This is a genomic window from Pantoea cypripedii (assembly GCF_011395035.1).
Lineage (GTDB): Bacteria > Pseudomonadota > Gammaproteobacteria > Enterobacterales > Enterobacteriaceae > Pantoea > Pantoea cypripedii_A.
Map to the genome: position 1 here is coordinate 2,802,714 of NZ_CP024768.1, position 20,100 is coordinate 2,822,813.

At 51.6% G+C, this 20,100-nt stretch carries 15 protein-coding genes; all 15 read right to left on the reverse strand.

The window, feature by feature from the left end:
* Positions 1–35 precede the first annotated feature (35 nt).
* Positions 36–923 (reverse strand): dTDP-4-dehydrorhamnose reductase, encoded by an 888-nt coding sequence (gene rfbD / locus CUN67_RS13155; RefSeq protein WP_208715777.1) that lies wholly within the window; start codon positions 921–923, stop codon positions 36–38.
* On the reverse strand, positions 923–2,002 hold the full coding sequence (gene rfbB, locus CUN67_RS13160; RefSeq protein WP_208715778.1) for a dTDP-glucose 4,6-dehydratase: 1,080 nt from the start codon (positions 2,000–2,002) through the stop codon (positions 923–925). The genes rfbD and rfbB overlap by 1 nt, the downstream gene beginning before the upstream one ends.
* Before the next feature lie 428 nt (positions 2,003–2,430).
* A complete protein-coding gene (gene galE / locus CUN67_RS13165) occupies positions 2,431–3,444 on the reverse strand; it encodes a UDP-glucose 4-epimerase GalE (RefSeq protein ID WP_208715779.1) in 1,014 nt (337 codons plus the stop codon).
* A 48-nt stretch (positions 3,445–3,492) separates the two neighbouring features.
* Complete coding sequence (galF, locus tag CUN67_RS13170; protein ID WP_208715780.1) at positions 3,493–4,389, reverse strand: UTP--glucose-1-phosphate uridylyltransferase GalF; 897 nt, start codon at positions 4,387–4,389, stop codon at positions 3,493–3,495.
* A gap of 290 nt (positions 4,390–4,679) precedes the next feature.
* On the reverse strand, positions 4,680–6,020 hold the full coding sequence (locus CUN67_RS13175; RefSeq protein WP_208715781.1) for an MOP flippase family protein: 1,341 nt from the start codon (positions 6,018–6,020) through the stop codon (positions 4,680–4,682).
* A complete protein-coding gene (locus CUN67_RS13180) occupies positions 6,017–7,240 on the reverse strand; it encodes a glycosyltransferase (protein WP_208715782.1) in 1,224 nt (407 codons plus the stop codon). Before CUN67_RS13180 ends, CUN67_RS13175 begins: the two co-directional genes overlap by 4 nt.
* Positions 7,241–7,244: 4 nt before the next feature.
* Complete coding sequence (wcaK, locus tag CUN67_RS13185) at positions 7,245–8,507, reverse strand: colanic acid biosynthesis pyruvyl transferase WcaK (RefSeq protein ID WP_208715783.1); 1,263 nt, start codon at positions 8,505–8,507, stop codon at positions 7,245–7,247.
* A gap of 168 nt (positions 8,508–8,675) precedes the next feature.
* Entirely contained in the window at positions 8,676–10,886 is a 2,211-nt protein-coding gene (locus CUN67_RS13190) for a phage tailspike protein (RefSeq protein WP_208715784.1), read from the reverse strand.
* A gap of 77 nt (positions 10,887–10,963) precedes the next feature.
* Positions 10,964–11,998 (reverse strand): glycosyltransferase family 4 protein, encoded by a 1,035-nt coding sequence (locus CUN67_RS13195; RefSeq protein ID WP_208715785.1) that lies wholly within the window; start codon positions 11,996–11,998, stop codon positions 10,964–10,966.
* Between the two features lie 38 nt (positions 11,999–12,036).
* A complete protein-coding gene (locus CUN67_RS13200; protein WP_208715786.1) occupies positions 12,037–12,789 on the reverse strand; it encodes a glycosyltransferase family 2 protein in 753 nt (250 codons plus the stop codon).
* 83 nt (positions 12,790–12,872) lie between these two features.
* Positions 12,873–13,790 (reverse strand): glycosyltransferase family 2 protein, encoded by a 918-nt coding sequence (locus tag CUN67_RS13205; RefSeq protein ID WP_208715787.1) that lies wholly within the window; start codon positions 13,788–13,790, stop codon positions 12,873–12,875.
* A gap of 356 nt (positions 13,791–14,146) precedes the next feature.
* Entirely contained in the window at positions 14,147–16,324 is a 2,178-nt protein-coding gene (wzc, locus tag CUN67_RS13210; RefSeq protein ID WP_208715788.1) for a tyrosine-protein kinase Wzc, read from the reverse strand.
* 12 nt (positions 16,325–16,336) lie between these two features.
* Entirely contained in the window at positions 16,337–16,771 is a 435-nt protein-coding gene (locus CUN67_RS13215) for an arsenate reductase/protein-tyrosine-phosphatase family protein (RefSeq protein WP_084876003.1), read from the reverse strand.
* Positions 16,772–16,780: 9 nt separating this feature from the next.
* Complete coding sequence (locus tag CUN67_RS13220) at positions 16,781–17,920, reverse strand: polysaccharide export protein (RefSeq protein WP_208715789.1); 1,140 nt, start codon at positions 17,918–17,920, stop codon at positions 16,781–16,783.
* Positions 17,921–18,074: 154 nt separating this feature from the next.
* A complete protein-coding gene (gene wbaP, locus CUN67_RS13225) occupies positions 18,075–19,508 on the reverse strand; it encodes an undecaprenyl-phosphate galactose phosphotransferase WbaP (RefSeq protein ID WP_208715790.1) in 1,434 nt (477 codons plus the stop codon).
* Positions 19,509–20,100: the final 592 nt, after the last annotated feature.

Here is a 20,100-nt window from a genome sequence, read left to right on the forward strand (position 1 = left end):
TTATCCTTCAATTTGTTAATCTGATGTCACAACACTCAGTTATATAATTCATCCAGCATACGAATCACCCCGAACTGCCAATCCGGCAGATTAAGTTCAAATGTGGCAGTGAACTTATCTGTACTGAGGCGTGAGTTCGATGGTCGCTTAGCGGGTGTAGGAAAGGCCGATGTTGCAACTTTATTCACGGTTGTGACTTTCAGTGGCAAGCCTTTTTGTCTGACATGTTCAATAACTGTTTCAGCATAGGCATGCCAGGTCGTGACACCGGAGGCAATGAGATTATAAATTCCTGACTTTTCAGGTTGTGCCAGCGTCATACGAATCGCATGTGCTGTACAGTCTGCAATTAAGTCTGCACCTGTTGGCGCACCATGTTGGTCATTAATCACCGATAATGACTCGCGCTCCTGAGCCAGGCGAATCATGGTTTTCGCAAAGTTATTTCCCTTCGCGGCATAAACCCAACTGGTGCGGAAGATAAGATATTTTTCAGCTGCGCTGATAATCGCTTCTTCACCTTCAAGCTTGGTCAGTCCGTAGGTATTTAAAGGCGCCGTGGCGTCCGTTTCCTTCCACGGTATGGTACCACTGCCATCAAAGACATAATCTGTTGAGTAGTGAACCACTAACGCGTTAATTTCTTTTGCCGCTTCTGCCATCGCTTTAACGCTGGTGGCATTGATCAGCCGGGCTTTATCGGCTTCACTCTCAGCTTTATCCACGGCGGTATAGGCCGTCGCGTTGACAATCACATCAGGTTTTATCTTCAGGATACTGTCAGCAATACCCGCTGGATTTTCGAAATCACCGCAATAATCGCGAGAGTGGCGATCCAGTACCACTACCTGACCTAATGGTGCGAGCGCGCGCTGCAGCTCCCAGCCAACCTGACCATTTCTGCCAAATAACAAAATATTCATTATTTGCGATTCTCGTAGTTTTCTTTTAGCCAGTTCTGATAAGAACCACTTTTCACATGCTCAACCCATGTCTGGTTATTCAGATACCACTCGACGGTCTTTCTCAATCCGCTTTCAAAGGTTTCCTGTGGCGACCATCCCAGCTCTTTTTTGATTTTATCAGCATCAATGGCATAACGACGGTCATGCCCCGGGCGATCCTGGACATAGACAATCTGCTCAGCGTAGGGAGCATTTTTTGGACGCAGTTCATCCAGTAATTCGCAAACCTTCAGTACCACATCAAGGTTTTTCTTTTCGTTATGTCCGCCGATATTATAAGTGGTGCCCGTCGCTGCCTTAGTCACCACGGTATAAAGCGCACGCGCATGGTCTTCAACATAAAGCCAGTCACGAATCTGGTCACCTTTACCGTAAATCGGCAACGGTTTCCCTTCCAGCGCATTGCTGATAATCAGTGGGATGAGTTTTTCCGGGAAGTGGTAAGGACCGTAGTTGTTGGAACAGTTGGTTACAATCACAGGCAGGCCGTAGGTACGTCCCCAGGCGCGGACTAAATGATCGCTGGCGGCTTTCGTTGATGAATAGGGGCTGCTTGGTGCATAAGGGGTCGTTTCAGTAAACAGCGGTAAGTCACCAGCCATTTCATCCGGGTGTGGCAGATCGCCATACACTTCATCAGTAGAAATATGGTGAAAACGGAATGCGTCTTTCTTGTCGGCAGGGAGCGAAGACCAATATTGACGGCTCGCTTCCAGCAATGCGTAGGTACCCACAACATTAGTCTGGACAAATTCAGCGGGACCGGTAATTGACCGATCGACATGGCTCTCGGCAGCCAGGTGCATTACCGCATCAGGCTTAAATTCATTGAAGACTTCCTGCAACCCGGCACCATCACAAATATCAACTTTTCTAAAGTTATAGCGCGCGCTCTGGCTGACTGCATCAAGAGATTCGAGATTGCCAGCATAGGTCAATTTATCAACATTGATCACTTCATCATTAGTGTTGTTGATAATGTGGCGAACCACGGCTGAACCGATAAACCCTGCACCACCCGTAATTAAGATTTTCATAACGTCTCGTTTATCCCGACTTACTCAGTAAGACTTACACCAAAATGAAATGGAAAATGCCTGCCAAACAGGCACGCTACCGCCCCTGGGTTACAGCTCCCACATAGCTGAGACGGGGTCAAAATGTAGAAGCGGCATATCAAACTTATTTGCAGCTATCTTTCTGAATAATCACTCATTTATCAAGGTAATTAATAAAGGCGGATTATCTTTAAACAGTCATTAATTCTATCACTCACTAAGATCAATGACGAATAAATTGCATTTCTCATCGGGGAGTTAGTGCAAATATTGACCGCTGCGTTGCGCGGAAGATGGTTACTGAGTCACAGAATCAACTCAATCAGATTTTGATGAAACAGACATAAGCCTGATTGGATGTGAAGGGGGAGAAGATATTGGCGGGTTAAAAACCCGCCGGAGAGAAATTACTTAAACCCGTTCGGGTTTTTTGACTGCCAGTTCCAGGTATCACGCATCATTTCATCGATGCCGCGCGTCACACGCCAGTCCAGTTCGGTGTTCGCCAGCGAAGCATCGGCCCAGAACGCAGGCAGATCGCCATCACGACGCGGTTTGAATTCAAACGGAATCTGTTTACCAGAAGCCTTCTCGAAGGCCTTAATCATTTCCAGCACCGAGAAACCTTTGCCACCACCCAGATTGTAGGCTTTATAACCGGTGACCTTGGGCAGATGGTCCAGCGCTTTCAGATGACCTTCAGCAAGGTCTACCACGTGGATGTAATCACGCTGGCAGGTGCCGTCTGGCGTATCGTAGTCATCGCCAAACACACCCAGTTTGTCCAGACGGCCAATCGCCACCTGAGCAATATACGGCAGCAAATTGTTGGGGATACCAGCAGGATCTTCACCAATTTCACCCGACTCATGCGCACCCACCGGGTTGAAGTAACGCAGTGCAATCGCATTGAAGTTGCTATCCGCTTTGGCGAAATCACGCATGACCAGCTCAATCATCAACTTGGAGGTGCCATACGGACTGGTGGTCCCGCCAATCGGCGTGGTTTCCACGTAAGGAACCGGTGCATCAGCGCCATATACGGTGGCAGAGGAACTAAAGATAAAATTCCACACACCGGCATTGCGCATCTCTTCCAGCAACACCACCGTACCGGAAACGTTGTTGTCGTAGTATTCCAGCGGCATACGGGTCGATTCGCCTACCGCTTTCAACGCCGCAAAGTGGATAACCGCGGAAACATCATTCGCGGCGAACAGATCGCGCAGGCAGGCACGGTCACGGACATCGCCTTCAACAAAAACCGCTTTTTTCCCCGCCAGCTTTTCAACGCGATCGATAGCTTCGCGCGACGCATTACAAAGATTATCCAGGACCACAACGTCGTCACCGCGCTGTAGCAGCGCCAGCACCGTGTGGGAGCCGATATAACCTGCTCCACCCGTTACCAAAATAGCCATGTTTACTCCTTTCAGCCGCGCAATGGCGCGGCACATGATGAGAAAAGCTTATTTTGCCAGGATTTTCTGAATTGCGGCGCGGAAATCACGGCCCTGGCTGTTATTACGCAGACCGTAAGAGACGAATGCCTGCATGTAACCCAGTTTACGGCCGCAGTCGAAGCTGGTCCCTGTCAGCAGGGTCGCATCGACCGGTTTTTTCTTGCCCAGTGCAGCGATAGCATCGGTCAACTGGATACGTCCCCAGGCACCCGGCTCGGTGTGCTCCAGCTCCGCCCAGATATCAGCAGAAAGGACATAACGCCCTACCGCAGCCAGATCAGAATCCAGGGTGTTGGCTTCTTCCGGCTTCTCAACAAAGTTGGTGATGGTGCCGACGTCGCCAGGGTTATCCAGCGGTTGTTCCGTGGTGATCACCGAGTATTCAGAGAGGTCAGCGCCCGGCATATGTTTTGCCAGTACCTGACTGCGTCCGGTTTCCTCAAAGCGCGCCACCATGGCCGCGAGGTTATAACGCAGGTGATCGGCCGTCGAGTCATCCAGCAGCACATCCGGCAGCACCACCACGAATGGGTTGTCGCCAATCATCGGACGCGCGCACAACACCGAGTGGCCGAGGCCCAGCGGATTGGCTTGACGGACGTTCATGATGGTCACGCCCGGCGGACAAATTGATTGCACTTCGCTCAGCAGCTGACGTTTCACACGTGCTTCAAGCAGTGCTTCCAGCTCGTAAGTGGTATCGAAGTGGTTTTCCACCGCATTTTTGGAAGCATGGGTGACCAGCACAATCTCCTTGATGCCTGCAGCCACGCACTCATCAACGATATATTGGATCATCGGTTTGTCGACGACAGGCAGCATTTCTTTTGGAATTGCTTTTGTCGCAGGGAGCATATGCATACCGAGACCCGCAACCGGGATTACAGCTTTAAGCTTGGTCATATTTATTCCATTTCATGAAGTGAATACGTGGGGTCGATTATGCAGGATCGGCCGGAACAGCAAGTATAATCTTTATCTGAAAAACCGGCACTAACTCTCTGTCATAACATGAAAAAACGCTTTTTTCGGCCCCAACCGTGACGCCAATTGGCGGGTAATTAGAATCGCTAACCTACTGTAAAACAGTGGGGGAGATGGGAGAAAGCCAGAATTGATGAGACCAGTCATTTTCAGACTGATCGTGTCGTCGCGGCGTGCTTTATTACGCCGCGACCTGAGGTTGTCTGAGGTTACAACCAACCCTCAAACCATTCTGGCATCACAAACAGGTTAAAGTGGTTTATCAGCAACATCAGGCCGACAAACACCACCGAGACCGAAACCCACTGGCGCGCATAAGGCATAAAGCGAATGCCGATAACGGGTTTGATGAAGAAGGGATGGGCAAAAGCGGAGATCAACACCTGTGAAATCGACAGTGTCAGCGCCACGTAGATGACATTCGGCCAGATCAGCGTGGTTGCCAGCACCGCCAGCACGACCAGACTGGCGACAACGTTCCAGTAGAACTCAACATTGGTACGCCCATTCGCCTGGGAAATTGCCCCGGTCAGCCCGCCCATCGGACGCAGCATGCCAAACAGCAGCATCAGCGGGATCAGATGGTAGACCTGCTCATGGGATGCGCCATACAGCAGACGCACGATCACCGGCGACAAAATACCAATAGCCAGATACATGGTGCTGCTGAATAACATGATAACGAGCGTACCTTTCAGGAACAGCTTTTTCAGTTGCTCAGGATCGTGCTGTTTCTCAGCAAAACGCGGCAGCGCCAGGCGGTTGATCACCGGCGAGACGAGCTTCAGCGGTTGCAGGATCAGCTCTTTTGCCAGTGAGTAGATACCCAGCATATCCGCCCCCATCACTTTCCCGACGATCAAGGCATCCGCCTGAGTACGAAGCTGATTAATGGTCTGCGATCCCAGCTGGTAGATCCCATAACGCACCGCGGCGATAAACGTTGCCCGATCGAATTCCCATGTGGGACGCCAGGACTTCTCGCCAAAGTAAATCATGCACAGAATGCGCGTGAAGGCATTGATAAACAGTCCAACGATGGCTGCCGCCACGGTCAGGGATGTGAAGAACAACATCGCCACAGTGCAGAGGAAGGCAAACAGCTTGGTCGCCATCTCAATCTTCGCCAGGAGCACCATGCGTTTGGTTTTGACAAAGTGCGCCTGATACTGCGAAAGGTGCCCAAGAACCAAAAAGTTAAGGCTGGTCAGCATAATCAGCCCGGTCAACTCCGGCAGGTGATAAAACCACGCTACCGGCCAGGCAATCATCAGCATAATTAACCCGGTACAGAAGCTGAGTGAGACGTTCACCCAATAAATGGTGCTCTGCTCACGCCGGGTGATATTCTGGCGATGCACAATGTAACTGCTCATCCCCATATCCTGGAGTACCCCGGCCACCGCCAGAATGGCGTTGATAATTGCCAGTAACCCCAGCTCATGCGCTTCCAGCCGGCGTGCCAGTACGCTGAGCTGTAAGACCTGCAGCACTGCGGCAAAGCAGGTGCTGCCAAATAGCCAAATGGCCTGTGACTTTAATCCGCTCACACCATGCGCTCCAGAATTTTTGCCAGCTCGCCATAGGCAATATGCTGATTGAACTCGGTTTCTACCTTGTGACGAGCGGCAGCGACCACCGGCCCAACATCGATATCTCCGCGCGACAGACGCAACAAAGTTTGCGCCAGCTCCTCAGGATCGTTTTCCGAGACCAGCCAGCCGCTAACGTTGTTCTGAATCAGCTCGGGAATGCCGCTGTGGAAGGTTGAAACCACCGGCAGACCCACGGCCATTGCTTCCATCAGCGCCACCGGAATGCCTTCCATATCGCCATCTGCTGCGGTTTTGGAGGGCAGCAGGAAGATATCTGCTTCGCTCAGCGCCTGGCGGATCTCCTCCTGGGGCTTAAAGCCCGGCATACTGACGTAATCTTCCAGACCGGCACGCGCAATATGCTCGCGCATCATTCCGTCCTGCTCACCGTTACCAATGATGGTGAACTGAAACTGCCCGCCCTGATTACGCAAAATTTCACTGGCTTTCACCGCCACATCCAGACCTTTCTTTTCGGTGAGACGTGCCACTGAAACAATGCGCAACGGAGTATGGAAAGCTTCACGCGGCTTGAAATTAAATTTCTCTGGCTCAATGCCCATACGCGTGACGTGTATCTTCTCTGCCGGACAACCCATCTCAATCAGCTTGTTTTCCCACAGATGGCTGATAGGCAGCATCAGCTCGCTCTGGCGGAACAGATTGAGATAGTCCTGCTTATGCTCTTCCAGAATATGACGACGTGAGATGTCTGCACCGTGGAACACCGTGGCCTGTTTGCCCCGAAGCACGCCAAGCTCGCGCAGCTTATTTGCCAGCGCCCCGGCGTAGCCAAAGTGCACGAGGAATACGTCAGCAGTGAAGGTTTGACGGGCATTGGCCACGATGGCTGGCAGCAGCAGTTTGCTGGCTTGTGCGCCATAGCGGCGCACATTGAGGGATTTCAGCAGAGCAGGTTTGGCGATTTTCGGCAGCATCAACCCAATACGCTGGGTGAGTTTATCGAAGTTTGAGACCTTCTCTTCCGGCAGCAGATAATGCGTTTTCGCCGCCAGATTGTAGTCATCGAACGCGGCATGACGATTGATCATGTCGCCCGGAAACACGGAGATCACCTCAACGTCATAACCGGCGTCAATGAAATGCGTGACCTGATTGAGAACAAAGGTCTCTGAGGCAACCGGAAAACGCATGGTGAAAAAGGTTAGCTTCATCACTTCACCCTAAGACGTTGAGAATTTCTTCAGTGATTCGATTACCAATCTCACGTTCCTGCGCCACCGCTGCGTCAACTTGCTGCTTCACCTGGTCGTAGTCAGCCAGCACGGTCTGCACTTTGTCGATAAGCGAGCCGTCCATCAGACTTTTCACATCCGTCGCCATTTGTGGCAGCCCAAGCTGGTTCATCACACCCAGTGACTTGTGTTCATAGTTGATAGCAATGGCCGGTGTGCCGAAATTCATGGAAATGATGGCGGAGTGCAGACGGGTGCCGATGGTCAGATGACAATGACTTAACAAAATGCCCAGTTCGAGGTCGTTGAACTCATCCATGATCACATGGTAGTGCTCCGGATGCTCGACACTTTCTCGCAACGTCAGTGCCACCATGCGATCATCTTTGGCATAACTGTCGATACCGGTGCAGGTTGAGAAGGCTACCACCTGATACCCGTCAGCAATCATTGCATTGATCACCCGGCCAAACGCGGCTTCATACTCTTTTTGCGTCACGCCAAGGCGTTTATCAAAGGGGGCCAGCTCGCGCACGGTAATGGCGATGGTTTTACGTGAACTGAGAATCTCTTTCCAGTGCAACAGGTTATGGCTGGGATGCTCCACCTCACGCGCTTTCACCAGAAACGCGGTATCAACGCCCTTCTTAACTTTGCTGGTGGTCACGCCATCCTGCTTCAGACGCTCATAGCTGACCTCTTCACGCAGTACCAGACTATCGACACGATCGAACACAAAATTAGCCAGGGCGTTAACGCGCGGATTCTCAAAAGGTCCGACCGAATGACCGATCATATAGAGTGGCTTTTTCGCCATTAATGCGCACAAGGCATGGTCAAACTGGGTCACGCCATACAGATCGACGAAGAAAGACCCCCCCACCTGGATAATGGCATCATAAGGTTCAAGGCTTTTGGTGAATGCGGCCAGATGCGGCGGCACGGAGAATGATTTGTACATTCCCCCCTTACCCAGATGCGCCATCATAATTTCCGGCATCAGGCGGTTCGCCACCTTGCGCTTTACACTTCCCACTAACCCTTTGGCCGAATTGCTATTGTGCAGAAACAGGGAATCCTGCTGGATTTCCTGTTGCAGTAAGTACCCAGAGCTGGTTGGATAACGACTGATGACGTCGATATCCAGATCACCACGTGCGGACTGAAGTGAATCAATCAGACCGCGTAAAATCGCGCCATCCCCACGATTTCCACAGGTATGGTTACCCACCAATAAAATCTTCATAAAAACTCCAGATAAATTTTTGTAATTCTACAAGCCGCCATTTTCCTGGACTGGCAAAAGTTAACTCTGCGTAAAAAAGGACTACAAACGAGGCGAAACACCTGAAAAAGAGGGGTTCCTTTTAATCCGGCCGCACTCCTGTTCGCAGCCGGTTTGCTGATTCCCGCATCAAGATTTCACGGCGAAATAAGGCAGTGCGCACGGTTCTCCGTTAATCACCACCGAGACATAACCTTTGGGTTCACGGGTATCGACCTGTTCCGGTTTCAGCATGCGTGAAGCCATCAGTAAATCGCCTTGCTCATTGCCGCCAATACCCGCTTTACCGTTGTGCAGACTGAAGCGCTGCGGCGCCTGTTGACTCCCGCTGGCGGGTGACCCCTGAGTCATGGAAGCATCAACGCGCGCGCAGCGACCGGCAAGGAAGCGGTCCTTCGCCGTGCTTTTAATCATCACGACCGCAATCGGCGTCCAGCCCGCCAGTTTGACGAACACTTTGGTATCCGTATCAGTGCGTGGTTCAAAGCGCACATCCACCAGCGGTGAACTCCCCTCCGCAGACCAGCTGGCTTCCGCCTTGCTTTTCTTACGCTGCAAATGGATTACCGCACGGCCGCCAGTGCCTTTGCCGTCGATGGGGTTCATCAGCGGTTGGTTGTCTGTCCCATTGCTGAACTGCGACTGACCAAACACCTCGATTTCCCAGCTATCACCGACGGCGGGCGAATAGAAATTCCCCAGCTCAAACCAGGTTTCCTGGTTGGTGTTGTTTGACAGGCGAAAACGTGAAGTGAGGTAGTTGTATTTCAGACTACCGTCGATAGCGACGCCGTAAGATTCAACGCGCGTTGACCCCATCTCCCAAATATTGAGCCAGCGCTCGCCTTCCAGTGAGTTATCGATCCAGCTTCCGGCCTGCAAATTGGTCTGGCGCATATTCAGGCGCGAGTTACGGGCGATCAGCGGGTTCTTACAATCTTCCAGACTCAGTGCATCAATGATCCATTGGCCATTGGAGATGTCTCCCGGATGCTCGGTGTGCTCAATCCAGCCGTTATGAATAATCGACTGGCTGCAACGTGGCAGATTCAGCACCATCCCGCCTTTACAGTGCTGGGCATTGAAGTTGGAGAGTTCAATCGCGGTGCTGTGATCCCAGTTGCCCGCTTTCTGCCCGGACCAGCTGGCTTTAATCACATCGCCAGTACAGCCGTTGGCGTACCACTGGTCGATTTTACAATCCAGCGTATCCAGCATACTCAGCGAGACACCGCCCACCTGGTTAAAGCGCAGACAAGCGCCACGGAAGAACTGGCCGCCCGCGCAGGTGTTGCGGAATAACCCCTGCTTATTCGGATGCTTGTCGGTGTTACCGTTAAAAATCAGGTTAGAGATTTCGGTCCAGCGAGCATTTACCTGAAACAGGAATTCGGAACTCCCATCCGAAACCAGCGTGGTGGCCGGGAAATAGCCAAAGTTCACCATCGCGCCAGAGATGCGGAAGAAGCGTTGCTGCTTGTCACCAAAATCACAACCGGAAACAAAGAAGGTGCCCGCCGGGAACTGGACACAAATCGGCTGACTGGCATCCTGTGACCATTGATACATCGCTTTGATCGCCGGTGCAGCATCGGTTTTGCCATCGGCAATCGCGCCAAAATCGAACAGCGTCAGGCGGTTGAAATCTTCCACTACGCGACGCCAGGTAAAGCCGTTGCCGCTGAACATCACGCCGTTGTCATCTTTGCCGTCACCAAAAGCACCGACAAATTCGCCACCGCCCACTTCCAGCCCTTCATGCCAGCTTTTCAGCTTGATCTTGGCACCGACAAACAGCGGACGGGTTTTACGCAATTCCTCAACGGAAGGGATTTCCCCAATCAGCTGATAACCATTGGGTTGCGCCAGACGCTGACTGAAATTGCTTTGATTGGGACGACTCACGTCATCAATGGAAAACAGCGTATTGCCGCTCTCGTCCTCAACGGCCATAGAGTGAGCAGGATCGGCAATTAACGCAGCATTATCGTGGATAAACTGCGCAAAATTGCCCTTATTCAGCGCAATTGGCTGGCTGATTTGCGATATTTTACCGCTGGCATCACGCAGATAAACCGGGATTTGGTTACCCGCTTTGCTGGCATCGCTACCGGCCTTACCGATCCACAATTTGCCCACAAAGTTTTGCCAGAATTGCGGCGGCATGGTGTAAACATTTTCCGGCGTGAGAATCGGTACATCTCCCTGCGGCACGCTGGAAGGATCGACCGCTTTCAAGGCTGGCTGGCCATTTTTTGCCGCATAGCTGGAAAATGCACTCACCGAGAGCGCAGCAACAATGGAGGAGGCTGCGGTTTGCAAAACTTCTCTTCTTTTCATGCATCAAATCCCGTGGTCATGGGGCCGCCGGGCGGCCATAAGTGTGTCCCCGAGGTAGCCATAGGCGTAAGCCGGCGCTAAATCAGCGCCAGCCAGCTTTGTTTGATCTCGTTGCCGTCAAACTTCAGCGCAGTTTCTTTGGTTTTTTCGCTCATGCGGTAGAACAGCGCATCATCGCTGGCGAGTTGATCCATCCGCGCCAGGAAGGTCGTTTTGTCATTCATCGGCACCAGGAAACCATCTTCGCCATGATTGATAATTTCCTGCGGCCCGGTCGGGCAGTCATACGCCACCACCGGCAGCGACCAGGATTTAGCTTCCAGCAACACCAGCGGAAGCCCTTCATAGCGTGACGTCATCAACGCCATGTCACTGCCACGGTAGTAATCATTGATGTTGCTGACTCTGCCAACGAAGTTGACGCTGTCGGTGATACCCAGCGACGCTGCCTGATCGTGCAACTGCTGGCGGACCTCGCCGTCTCCGGCGATCACCAGCGTCCAGTCAGGATGGGTTTTGCTGAAATCAGCCCAGATATCCAGCAGCAGGTCGAAGCCTTTCTGGTGCTCAAGGCGACCAATGGCCAGCGCCTGGCGGTTACGCGTCTGACGCGCAAAGGATTTGTAAACCACTGGGTTAGGAATCTGCTGGCTGCGGATGTTCCAGCGGCTGAATACCTGATGGTCTTTATCGGTCAGCACGATCACCTGGTCATAAAAGCGCAGCAGCAGCCATTTCAGCAATTTGATCGGTTTACTGAAGGAGTTGATGGCAATGTGCTCGCAGGCATAGGCTTTGAAGCGTTTCTTCTTCATGGACATCAGATTCCAGAAGGCAAACATCACACTCAGACGCCCCATACTGATCAGGAACACACTGTCGAACCCTTCCTGCTGGATGCGCGCCACGGCGCTTTTAATCGGATTGCTCTCACCTGCAAAGCTGACAATCTGTCTGGCATGGGTGAACGGATAGAACGGCTTTCCGCTGCCTTCCAGCGAATAGACGGTCACCTCATGCTGCTCGCCAAGGCACTCCGACATAAAGTTGCAGATGTTTTCCGTACCCGCGTACGAATAAGCATCCTTAATCACCAGTACAATCTTTTTCATGAAACGCTTTCCACCTCAAACGCAAAGGATGCCGGATATCAACGATGTTTTAAGGTGAAAAGCACACCGTTCACCATATACCAGCCGTAATAGTAATAGATTTTTAAGGGATTGTTTTTATAGATAATTCTTAATAATTCGAGGTGCCATTTCGCCGCTTTATTTTTGTTACGTGATAGCGAATCGCCCAGCTCGTAATAGTTCACCAGCGTCTTCTGGATCACCCGGGCTTGCCGGTAACGGAGAAACAGCTCGAAGAGGAACAGGAAATCTTCATGGCCTTTACGCTGAAAGAAGATGCCCTGCGGAGGACGGCGAAAACAGACCGAAGAGAAGCAGACGCGATATTGCTTCTTCACGAAGTTTTGCTGTTGCAGATAGGGTTTGTTGTAGTTGATATCGTGGTCAGCGCTTTTGGTTTTGTAGTGATAATGGGTAATAACAAAATCGTCACCGGCATGAATCGCGGCAGCCTGTTCAGCCAGCTTTTCCGCATGCCATTCATCATCGCTGTCAAGAAAAGCAATGATATCTTGCTGTGCAGCGCGCAGCCCGACATTACGGGTCTCTGCTGCGCCCTGGTTCATCTCATTGTTGAGGATAGTGATACGTTCGTCCCGGCAATGTTCACGCACCAAAGCCAGTGAATCGTCGGTCGATTTATCGTTGATCAGATACAGATGCCAGTCGCTATAGCTCTGATCGAGAATCGACTGCACCGCACGCAATACCGTCTGGCGCGCGTTATACATCGGCATCACAATGCCGATGGTGCCTACATGATTTTTCATCTGAATACCCGTAAGAGGAGATGACAGGAAGTAAAAAAAATTGCCCCGGTCTGGGAGCAAGTGAAATCAAAGGAACCACCAAATCAGGAAACAGCCCTGCGGCCAAAGAAACGGGACTTCACCTTGTCCATCACACGGCTCATAAAGTAAGCCTGGTTATCTTTGTTAGTCAGGAAGAAGTAACGCGCGAAGCTGATACTCGCCAGTAACGAGTTGCCATCCATTTTGTAGCGCAGCGGCAGTTTGAACGCTTTGTAGGTATGGATATCGCGCGCAGTCAGATAGGGTTTCATGGTATCGAGCCAGAAGAAGGAGTATTTCACCGACTCCCCTTTGTGCTTCGAACCAAATTTGGTCACCAGATGGTAGGTCGCCAGCGGCTTATCGAGCATCACGAAGTGATAGCCCATGCGATCGGCACGAATGCAGAAGTCATAATCCTGATGGCGGATATAGCGCGTATCGAATTTAATCTGTTCAGCATCGGCACGCTTCAGCACGATGGTGCTGGTCTGAATGAAGCCGTAACAACCAAACAAATATTCTGCGACAGTTTCGTTTTTGCCAGGTGGCTGCATGGGCATTACTTTCAGGAAACAACCGTCCTGGTGAATATTCACCTGACTAAAAATGACATAACGCGACTTGCCCTGTGCCTCAAGCCTGGCGATGGTGCGCGAGACTTCCAGCAGCTTGTCCGGATGCCATTCATCGTCGGCATCCAGAAAGCTGATGAAATCACCGGTGGCGAGTTCAATCCCTTTATTGCGCGCCCCTGCCCCGTTGAGTTTTACCTCAGACAGCTCCAGCCTGATGTCCAGGTCCTGATAGCGATCGCTGCGCACCACCTGCGCCAGTTCTGCCGCATCGGCTGATTTGTCATCGACAATAATGACTTCAAAATTGCGATAACTCTGCGCATTGACGCAATCCAGCGTCGTCACAATCGACTTCGACGCGTTATAAGCGGGAATTACAATTGAGAAGTGGATATCCTGCATTGCCAGCACCTCTTAAACAGCTGTTCCAGATTCAACGGTATACTTTGCAGTCTGATGATGGGAATCGGCTTTTTTCCTAAAAATCATGCCGTTATATCCATTTATCATTAAGCAGTGACATACCATTACGGAATTACCTAAGCGTGTGCTGTGTGTAATAGCGTGCCCAAAAAAGCACGATAAAAAGGGTGAAACTGTTTTATCAGCGCCTGATTTGTAGCGGCGCAATTTATTGCGCTCTTTTCAGGAACTGCGCTGTCTGTTTAAACCAGCGCGATAAATCGCGCCGCTACGCAATGTGCCCTAACCACGATAAAAACGGGGCGGATAAACCGCCCCGGAAGAGTGTCTGACTCTTAGCTTTTGGTTTCTTTACCGTATTCGTAGTTGTAGTAGTCGTAGCCATAACCGTAGACATTCGACGCTTTACGCACCACGGCGTTGAGGATGACGCCTTTAATCTCGATACCGTTCTGGGCAAAGCGACGGTAACTGACATCCAGCTCTTTGGTGGTGTTGGTTTCAAAACGCGCTACCATCAGCGACGTTCCGGCCAGCTTACCGATAATGGAAGCGTCGGTAACGGCCAGGATCGGTGGCGTATCAATCAACACCAGGTCATAGTTTTTACCCGCCCAATCCAGCAACTCGCTCATGCGGCGATGCATCAGCAGCTCCGATGGGTTAGGTGGCACCTGACCACGCGGCAGGAAATCAAAACCGTAGGCACCTTTCTGAATCATGGTCGGAGAGAACTCGCTCTTGCCGGACAACACGTTAGACAAGCCAACTTTGTTTTCCGCCCCCAGCAGTTCATGGGTATAACCGCGGCGCATATCACCATCGATGAACAACACGCGCTGACCCGCTTTCGATACCAGCGTCGCCAGGTTGGCACAGATAAAGGTTTTACCAATGCCCGGGCTGGCACCGGTGATCATCAGGATGTTGTTCTTCGCTTCCATCATCGCGAAGTGCAGGCTGGTACGCAGACTACGAATCGCTTCGATGGAGAGGTCAGTCGGGTTGCCCAGCGCCAGCAGCGTATTGTGCGGATCGCTTTTCTCTTTGTGCCCGCGACGCGCCAGCGCTTCGGTATCCTTCTTACGCTGCCAGTCAGACAGCGGCACGCTGGCATACACGTTCATACCCAGCTCTTCCAGCTGCTCCGGGTTTTCAATGCCGTGGTGGAATACAGCTTTCAGCAGAACGATGCCCACGGACAGAACCAGACCCAGAATCAGGCTGGCGGCGATGATCAGCAATTTCTTCGGCGCGACGGGTGAACCCGCGGTTTCTGCCGGATCGATAATGCGCACGTCACCGACGGTACTGGCTTTACTGATACCCAGTTCCTGCTGACGATTCAGCAGTTGCATGTAGATTTCCTGCCCTGCCTGCACGTCACGCGTCAGACGCAAAATCTCCTGCTGGGTCTGCGGCATCTGCGCAATTTTCTTGTTCAGATTGGCCTGCTCGTCTTCCAGCGTTTTGCGTTTTTCCAGCAGTGCGCGGTAAGTCGGGTGATCTTTGGTGTACAGCTGTGAGACTTCCGCTTCACGGAAGGTTAACTCGTTCAGCTGGCTCTGCACGCTCACGGAAGAATCCAGCGCCGATTTCGCTTCCAGTGACATATCTACCGATTCGTTTTCACGACGATAGGCGTTCAGCTTGTCTTCCGCTTCATTCAGGTTATCGCGTACCTGAGGCAGCTGATTGCGCAGGAAATCAAGGCTTTTCGCGGCCTGTTCTGACTTGCGCTCAACGTTCTGCAACAGATAGTTGTTCACGATCTGATTCAGCACGCGGCTGGCCTGATCCGGATCTTCGTGCTGGTATTCCAGCCCCAGTACGCCGGTATCTTTCGCTTTATCGGCGACGGTCAGATTGGCCAGCACCGCTTTGATCGCCTGCAGATCGCTCAGCTTGGTGACATCAAAGCTGGTGCCGGCATCCGCTTCGATACCGCTCACCAGCATGGTGACTTCACCGTGCTGCTCCAGCTGACCTACGCGGCCTTTAAACAGCTCGTCACCATTGCTGGTCACGGTGTAGGTCTGCGGGCCGGTCACTTCCAGCTGCACGGTACGTTTATCGATTGAACGCGGAATTTCCAGACGCGTGATGGCGATCTGCGCCGGTTTATTGCCCATCAGGCGCGACAGACCTTTACCGATAATCGGGAAATAGTTCTGCTGCACCACGGTATCCAGGCCGAGATCGTCTACCGTTTTACCGATGACCATGCGCGATTCAAGGATCTGAATCTCGGTATCGGATGCCGGTGTGGACGGCAGGATATCCTGCAAATCGTTCAGCACCGAGTTGGTGTTCTTCTGCTCGACTTGCACCATGGCATCCGCGCTATAGATCGGCGTGGCAAACAGTGTGTAGAGGGTTCCCACCAACATGAAGAAGGCGGTAACGGCAACAATGACCCACCGATGGTCAATGAGTTGTCCCACAAGATGCGCCAGATCCCATCCATTCGAATCCTCTTTCGGCGCTGTCATAACCTTGTTTTTTATATTCATGGATAATCCCAACTATCGGCTTAGTACGTTGACCCATTTCTGGGTAGCGTGTTCCAGTAACCCGTAAACCTCTTCAAAGGCCTCACGGCTTTTTTTGTACGGATCCGCTATTTCCTGTTGGTTGAGCCAGTGCCCAAGCAGCATGGTTTTCCCGCGTGCGGCTGGATCGATCCGATTTACCTGCTCAACATGACGCTTTTCCATCACCAGAATCAGGTCATAGTCACGGCACATTTCGGCCGTTAACTGCTGAGCATGGTGACCGGCCAGTGACACGCCATGTCTGGCAGCCACATCACTGGCAGTCTGATCTGCCGGGGAGCCACGCAGAGCACCCAGCCCCGCAGACGCTACCCGGGTTTCAGGTAAAGCGCGTTTGAACAAACGCTCCCCGGTCGGGGAGCGGCAAATGTTGCCGACACAGACGACTAACACGGAGCTAATCATGGTTAAACCTTAGTTATCCCATGTATGGAAACGCAGGGCTGCGGAGCTTGCATCGTCGATACCTACGATGGTCGGCAGCAGCGCGGAAATAACACGGTTCCAGCGGGTGAGCGGAGTGGAGGTGACATACACGATGTCGTACGGCTCCAGTTGGAATTCAGTACCCATCACCATTGAAGCGGCATCTTTGGTATTCAACTGATAGATGTTGGCGATCTTGGTACGGTTACTGCCACGAATAGGACGAATGACGAACACGCCGGTGGCATCTGCTGTGGTCTGATCCATGCCCTGAGCATTGCCCAGCGCTTCAGCCAGCGTCATACCGCTGCGGTCCATTTTCAGCGTGGTCTGCTGCTTCACTTCGCCCATGACGAAGACCTTCAGATCATCGTTACGAGGTACATAAAGAATATCGCCCGGATACAGCAGATGGTTCTGGCTCAGGTCGCCGTTTTGCATCAGCGCCTGCAGCGAAATACGTTGTTCACGGCCACCGTGCGTCAGCACCACGTTACGCCAGTCGGCATCCGCCGTCAGGCCACCTGCGGCGTTGACTGCATCCAGCACGGTGAGCGGTACGTTGGTGATCGCCTGCTGACCTGAGGTGGTGACCGAACCACTGATATAGGTTTTTTGTGAACGGAAAGCGGCAACATTCACGTCGACCTGCGGACTTTCGATGTACTGCGCGAGACGACGCGCAATTTCGGCACGGATTTCCGTCACGGTTCGACCGGCAACACGGACTTTGCCGATATAGGGATAGAAGATCGTACCATCCGCCTGCACCCAGTTACCGGTGTCGCTGGCACTGCGGTACTGACCCGCCGGGGTGGTCAATTCAGGGTGATCCCACACGGTAACGTTCAGCACATCGCCGATGCCGACACGATATTCATAACTTTGAATTTCGTTCTGCAACGCCGGGTTGGCCTGCGCCACCAGCGGTTTCGGACGCATCTGCTCAACCAGACGCGGCGTTAAAGGAAAGACGTTAACGTATTTGTCGATGTCAAAATTGCTGTCCTGCTGCTCAATGACATCTTTTCCGCTAGTGGAAAGGCGCTGACCTGGCTCGATCGTGCACCCGGAGAGAATAGTGGCCGATACCAGTAACGGTATCATTTTAATTTTCATTGTAATCATCTGGATCTTCGCTATCAGTTAATGATTGATAGAGGCGAAAACGCCGCTGTGTAAGCGTCTTACAAAAATAAAGCCGACGGGTTAAACACCGAAACTGTGGGTCATTATCATTTGCTCCCTGGGTTTTATGTTGTCGCCGTGTCCTCGCTGTCTATCAATAAGCTCCGTCGCGTTTCAGCACTACGCCAATGGTCTTAAACAGAATCGCGATGTCATTCCACAGCGACCAGTTTTTGACATACCACGAATCGAAATAGACGCGCGTTTCATAGTCAACGTCGTTACGACCGCTGACCTGCCACAATCCCGTCATGCCTGGTTTCGCCATCAGGTAATAATCGACATCACCGGCATAACGGCAGAGTTCATCTTCGATAACCGGACGCGGTCCCACCAGGCTCATATCGCCACGGACCACGTTCCACAGCTGCGGTAACTCATCCAGACTGGTTTTACGGATAAAGTGACCGACTTTGGTAATACGGGGATCGTTCTTCAGTTTGAAATCTTTGTCCCACTCGGCGCGCGCCACCGGATCGGTACGCAGTACCTCTTCCAGCACCTCTTTGGAGTTGATCACCATCGAGCGGAATTTGAGACATTTGAACTTGCGGCCATTCATACCGACACGTTCATGACCGTAAATCGGGTTGCCACCGTCACGTCCCACCAGGAATCCCAGCACCAGTAATGCTGGTGACAGTGCGATGATGATGCTGAGCGCGCCAACCACATCAAAGACACGTTTCAGGCAACGCGACGTCCGCTTCGCCAGGTTGTTGTTAACCCGCAGGATCATCACTTCATGGCTGAAGATATACGCCATATCAGTGCCGTAGAGCGGCACGCCACGCAGCGTCGGGATAACGGAAACTGAACGGCAGTTATGCATTGCCAGTGTCTTCAGCCAGTTATCACGATGCTGGCTCTGCTCAAATTCCACCGCGACGATAAATTGCGTCTCAACGTTGGTGAGCTGCCACAATTCCTGCTCATTACGCAGCACCGGCACACCGGCGATACTGGTATCAGGACAGCTGCCATCCACATCGAAAAAGGCAATCACATCAAATCCCATCACTTCTTCGCTCTGCAGTGCCTGCCAGGCTTCCTGGGCATTTTTGTTGCTGCCGATGATGATGGTCTGCTTTTTCCACATGCCAAAATGGTTCAGGACGCGTTTTGACAGGGCACGACCCAGTGGAATTAGGATTAATGCCAGAAGCCAGGTCAGTACCCAGACAAAACGCGACATCTGCCACTGCGACAGAGCGGTAATAGATAAATCGATAACAGAGAAAATAAGAATGGTACGAAAGATCTCTTTTAGCTCGAACCAGAAAGGCTTGCGATAGGTGAAATGTCGCAGGCGAACCCAGAACCAGCCAACACAAATAATCGACAGACAGATGTGTGTGGCGATTTTTAAATCGAGGTCTTTTTCAGAAATATCTGCCAGTGGGGAGTTCGTGAGCGAATTAATCAGCGCCAGAGCAATAAACAACGCCGCGTTGAAACAAATTAAATCCGAGCACGCCAGTAAAATTTTAGTGAGGAGACTTTTATAGGTAAATTCGTTATCGCGCATAATTAACTCTTTATTTTATTTCCCTAATCCTTAATGCCACAAGACTGCGTAATAAATGAGCGATATAAAAACTGTCACGAAAGCAGCAATCTGGGGGGTAAATCTACGGCATTTATGCCAATTGCTTTGCAGTTACACCCAGAAAATTATGATAAATACCAACAGATTAGTCCGAGTTCCTATTGATATCCCTGCAAAGCAAATCCCCCGGAGAGAAAAGCACTTCGGACACGCTACCGCCCTTGGCTGTCGCTGCCAATACCGCTTTACTCACCCTATTTCCTGTCCGCGATCGACCTTTAAAGCCATGACAATAACTGGCCTTAAGCTGGGCACGATCACAATTCTCAACATTAAGAAGCTAAACAGCGCGCTATTAACAACATAAGCGCAGACATTTACTAACACGTTGCTATACTAGTTATTACTGGCTTGTTTACAAGTAGACCCCGTCTTCCCTGCACTATTTTAGGAAAAAGACTACCAGTCATTAGTATTGATGCCATCCCTTTCAGGCCATTCCCACGCAAAAATCAGAATAATTCGATACTCACCTTCTGTTCATTTCGCATTAAAAATGCACGCCGCCGCA

What these genes read in the sequence shown, in the direction of transcription:
- rfbD (WP_208715777.1), bottom strand. Translation starts at nt 923, where the DNA reads ATGAATATTTTGTTATTTGGCAGAAATGGTCAGGTTGGCTGGGAGCTG.
- rfbB (WP_208715778.1), bottom strand. Translation starts at nt 2,002, where the DNA reads ATGAAAATCTTAATTACGGGTGGTGCAGGGTTTATCGGTTCAGCCGTG.
- galE (WP_208715779.1), bottom strand. Translation starts at nt 3,444, where the DNA reads ATGGCTATTTTGGTAACGGGTGGAGCAGGTTATATCGGCTCCCACACG.
- galF (WP_208715780.1), bottom strand. Translation starts at nt 4,389, where the DNA reads ATGACCAAGCTTAAAGCTGTAATCCCGGTTGCGGGTCTCGGTATGCAT.
- CUN67_RS13180 (WP_208715782.1), bottom strand. Translation starts at nt 7,240, where the DNA reads ATGAAGCTAACCTTTTTCACCATGCGTTTTCCGGTTGCCTCAGAGACC.
- wcaK (WP_208715783.1), bottom strand. Translation starts at nt 8,507, where the DNA reads ATGAAGATTTTATTGGTGGGTAACCATACCTGTGGAAATCGTGGGGAT.
- CUN67_RS13190 (WP_208715784.1), bottom strand. Translation starts at nt 10,886, where the DNA reads ATGAAAAGAAGAGAAGTTTTGCAAACCGCAGCCTCCTCCATTGTTGCT.
- CUN67_RS13195 (WP_208715785.1), bottom strand. Translation starts at nt 11,998, where the DNA reads ATGAAAAAGATTGTACTGGTGATTAAGGATGCTTATTCGTACGCGGGT.
- CUN67_RS13200 (WP_208715786.1), bottom strand. Translation starts at nt 12,789, where the DNA reads ATGAAAAATCATGTAGGCACCATCGGCATTGTGATGCCGATGTATAAC.
- CUN67_RS13205 (WP_208715787.1), bottom strand. Translation starts at nt 13,790, where the DNA reads ATGCAGGATATCCACTTCTCAATTGTAATTCCCGCTTATAACGCGTCG.
- wzc (WP_208715788.1), bottom strand. Translation starts at nt 16,324, where the DNA reads ATGAATATAAAAAACAAGGTTATGACAGCGCCGAAAGAGGATTCGAAT.
- CUN67_RS13215 (WP_084876003.1), bottom strand. Translation starts at nt 16,771, where the DNA reads ATGATTAGCTCCGTGTTAGTCGTCTGTGTCGGCAACATTTGCCGCTCC.
- CUN67_RS13220 (WP_208715789.1), bottom strand. Translation starts at nt 17,920, where the DNA reads ATGATTACAATGAAAATTAAAATGATACCGTTACTGGTATCGGCCACT.
- wbaP (WP_208715790.1), bottom strand. Translation starts at nt 19,508, where the DNA reads ATGCGCGATAACGAATTTACCTATAAAAGTCTCCTCACTAAAATTTTA.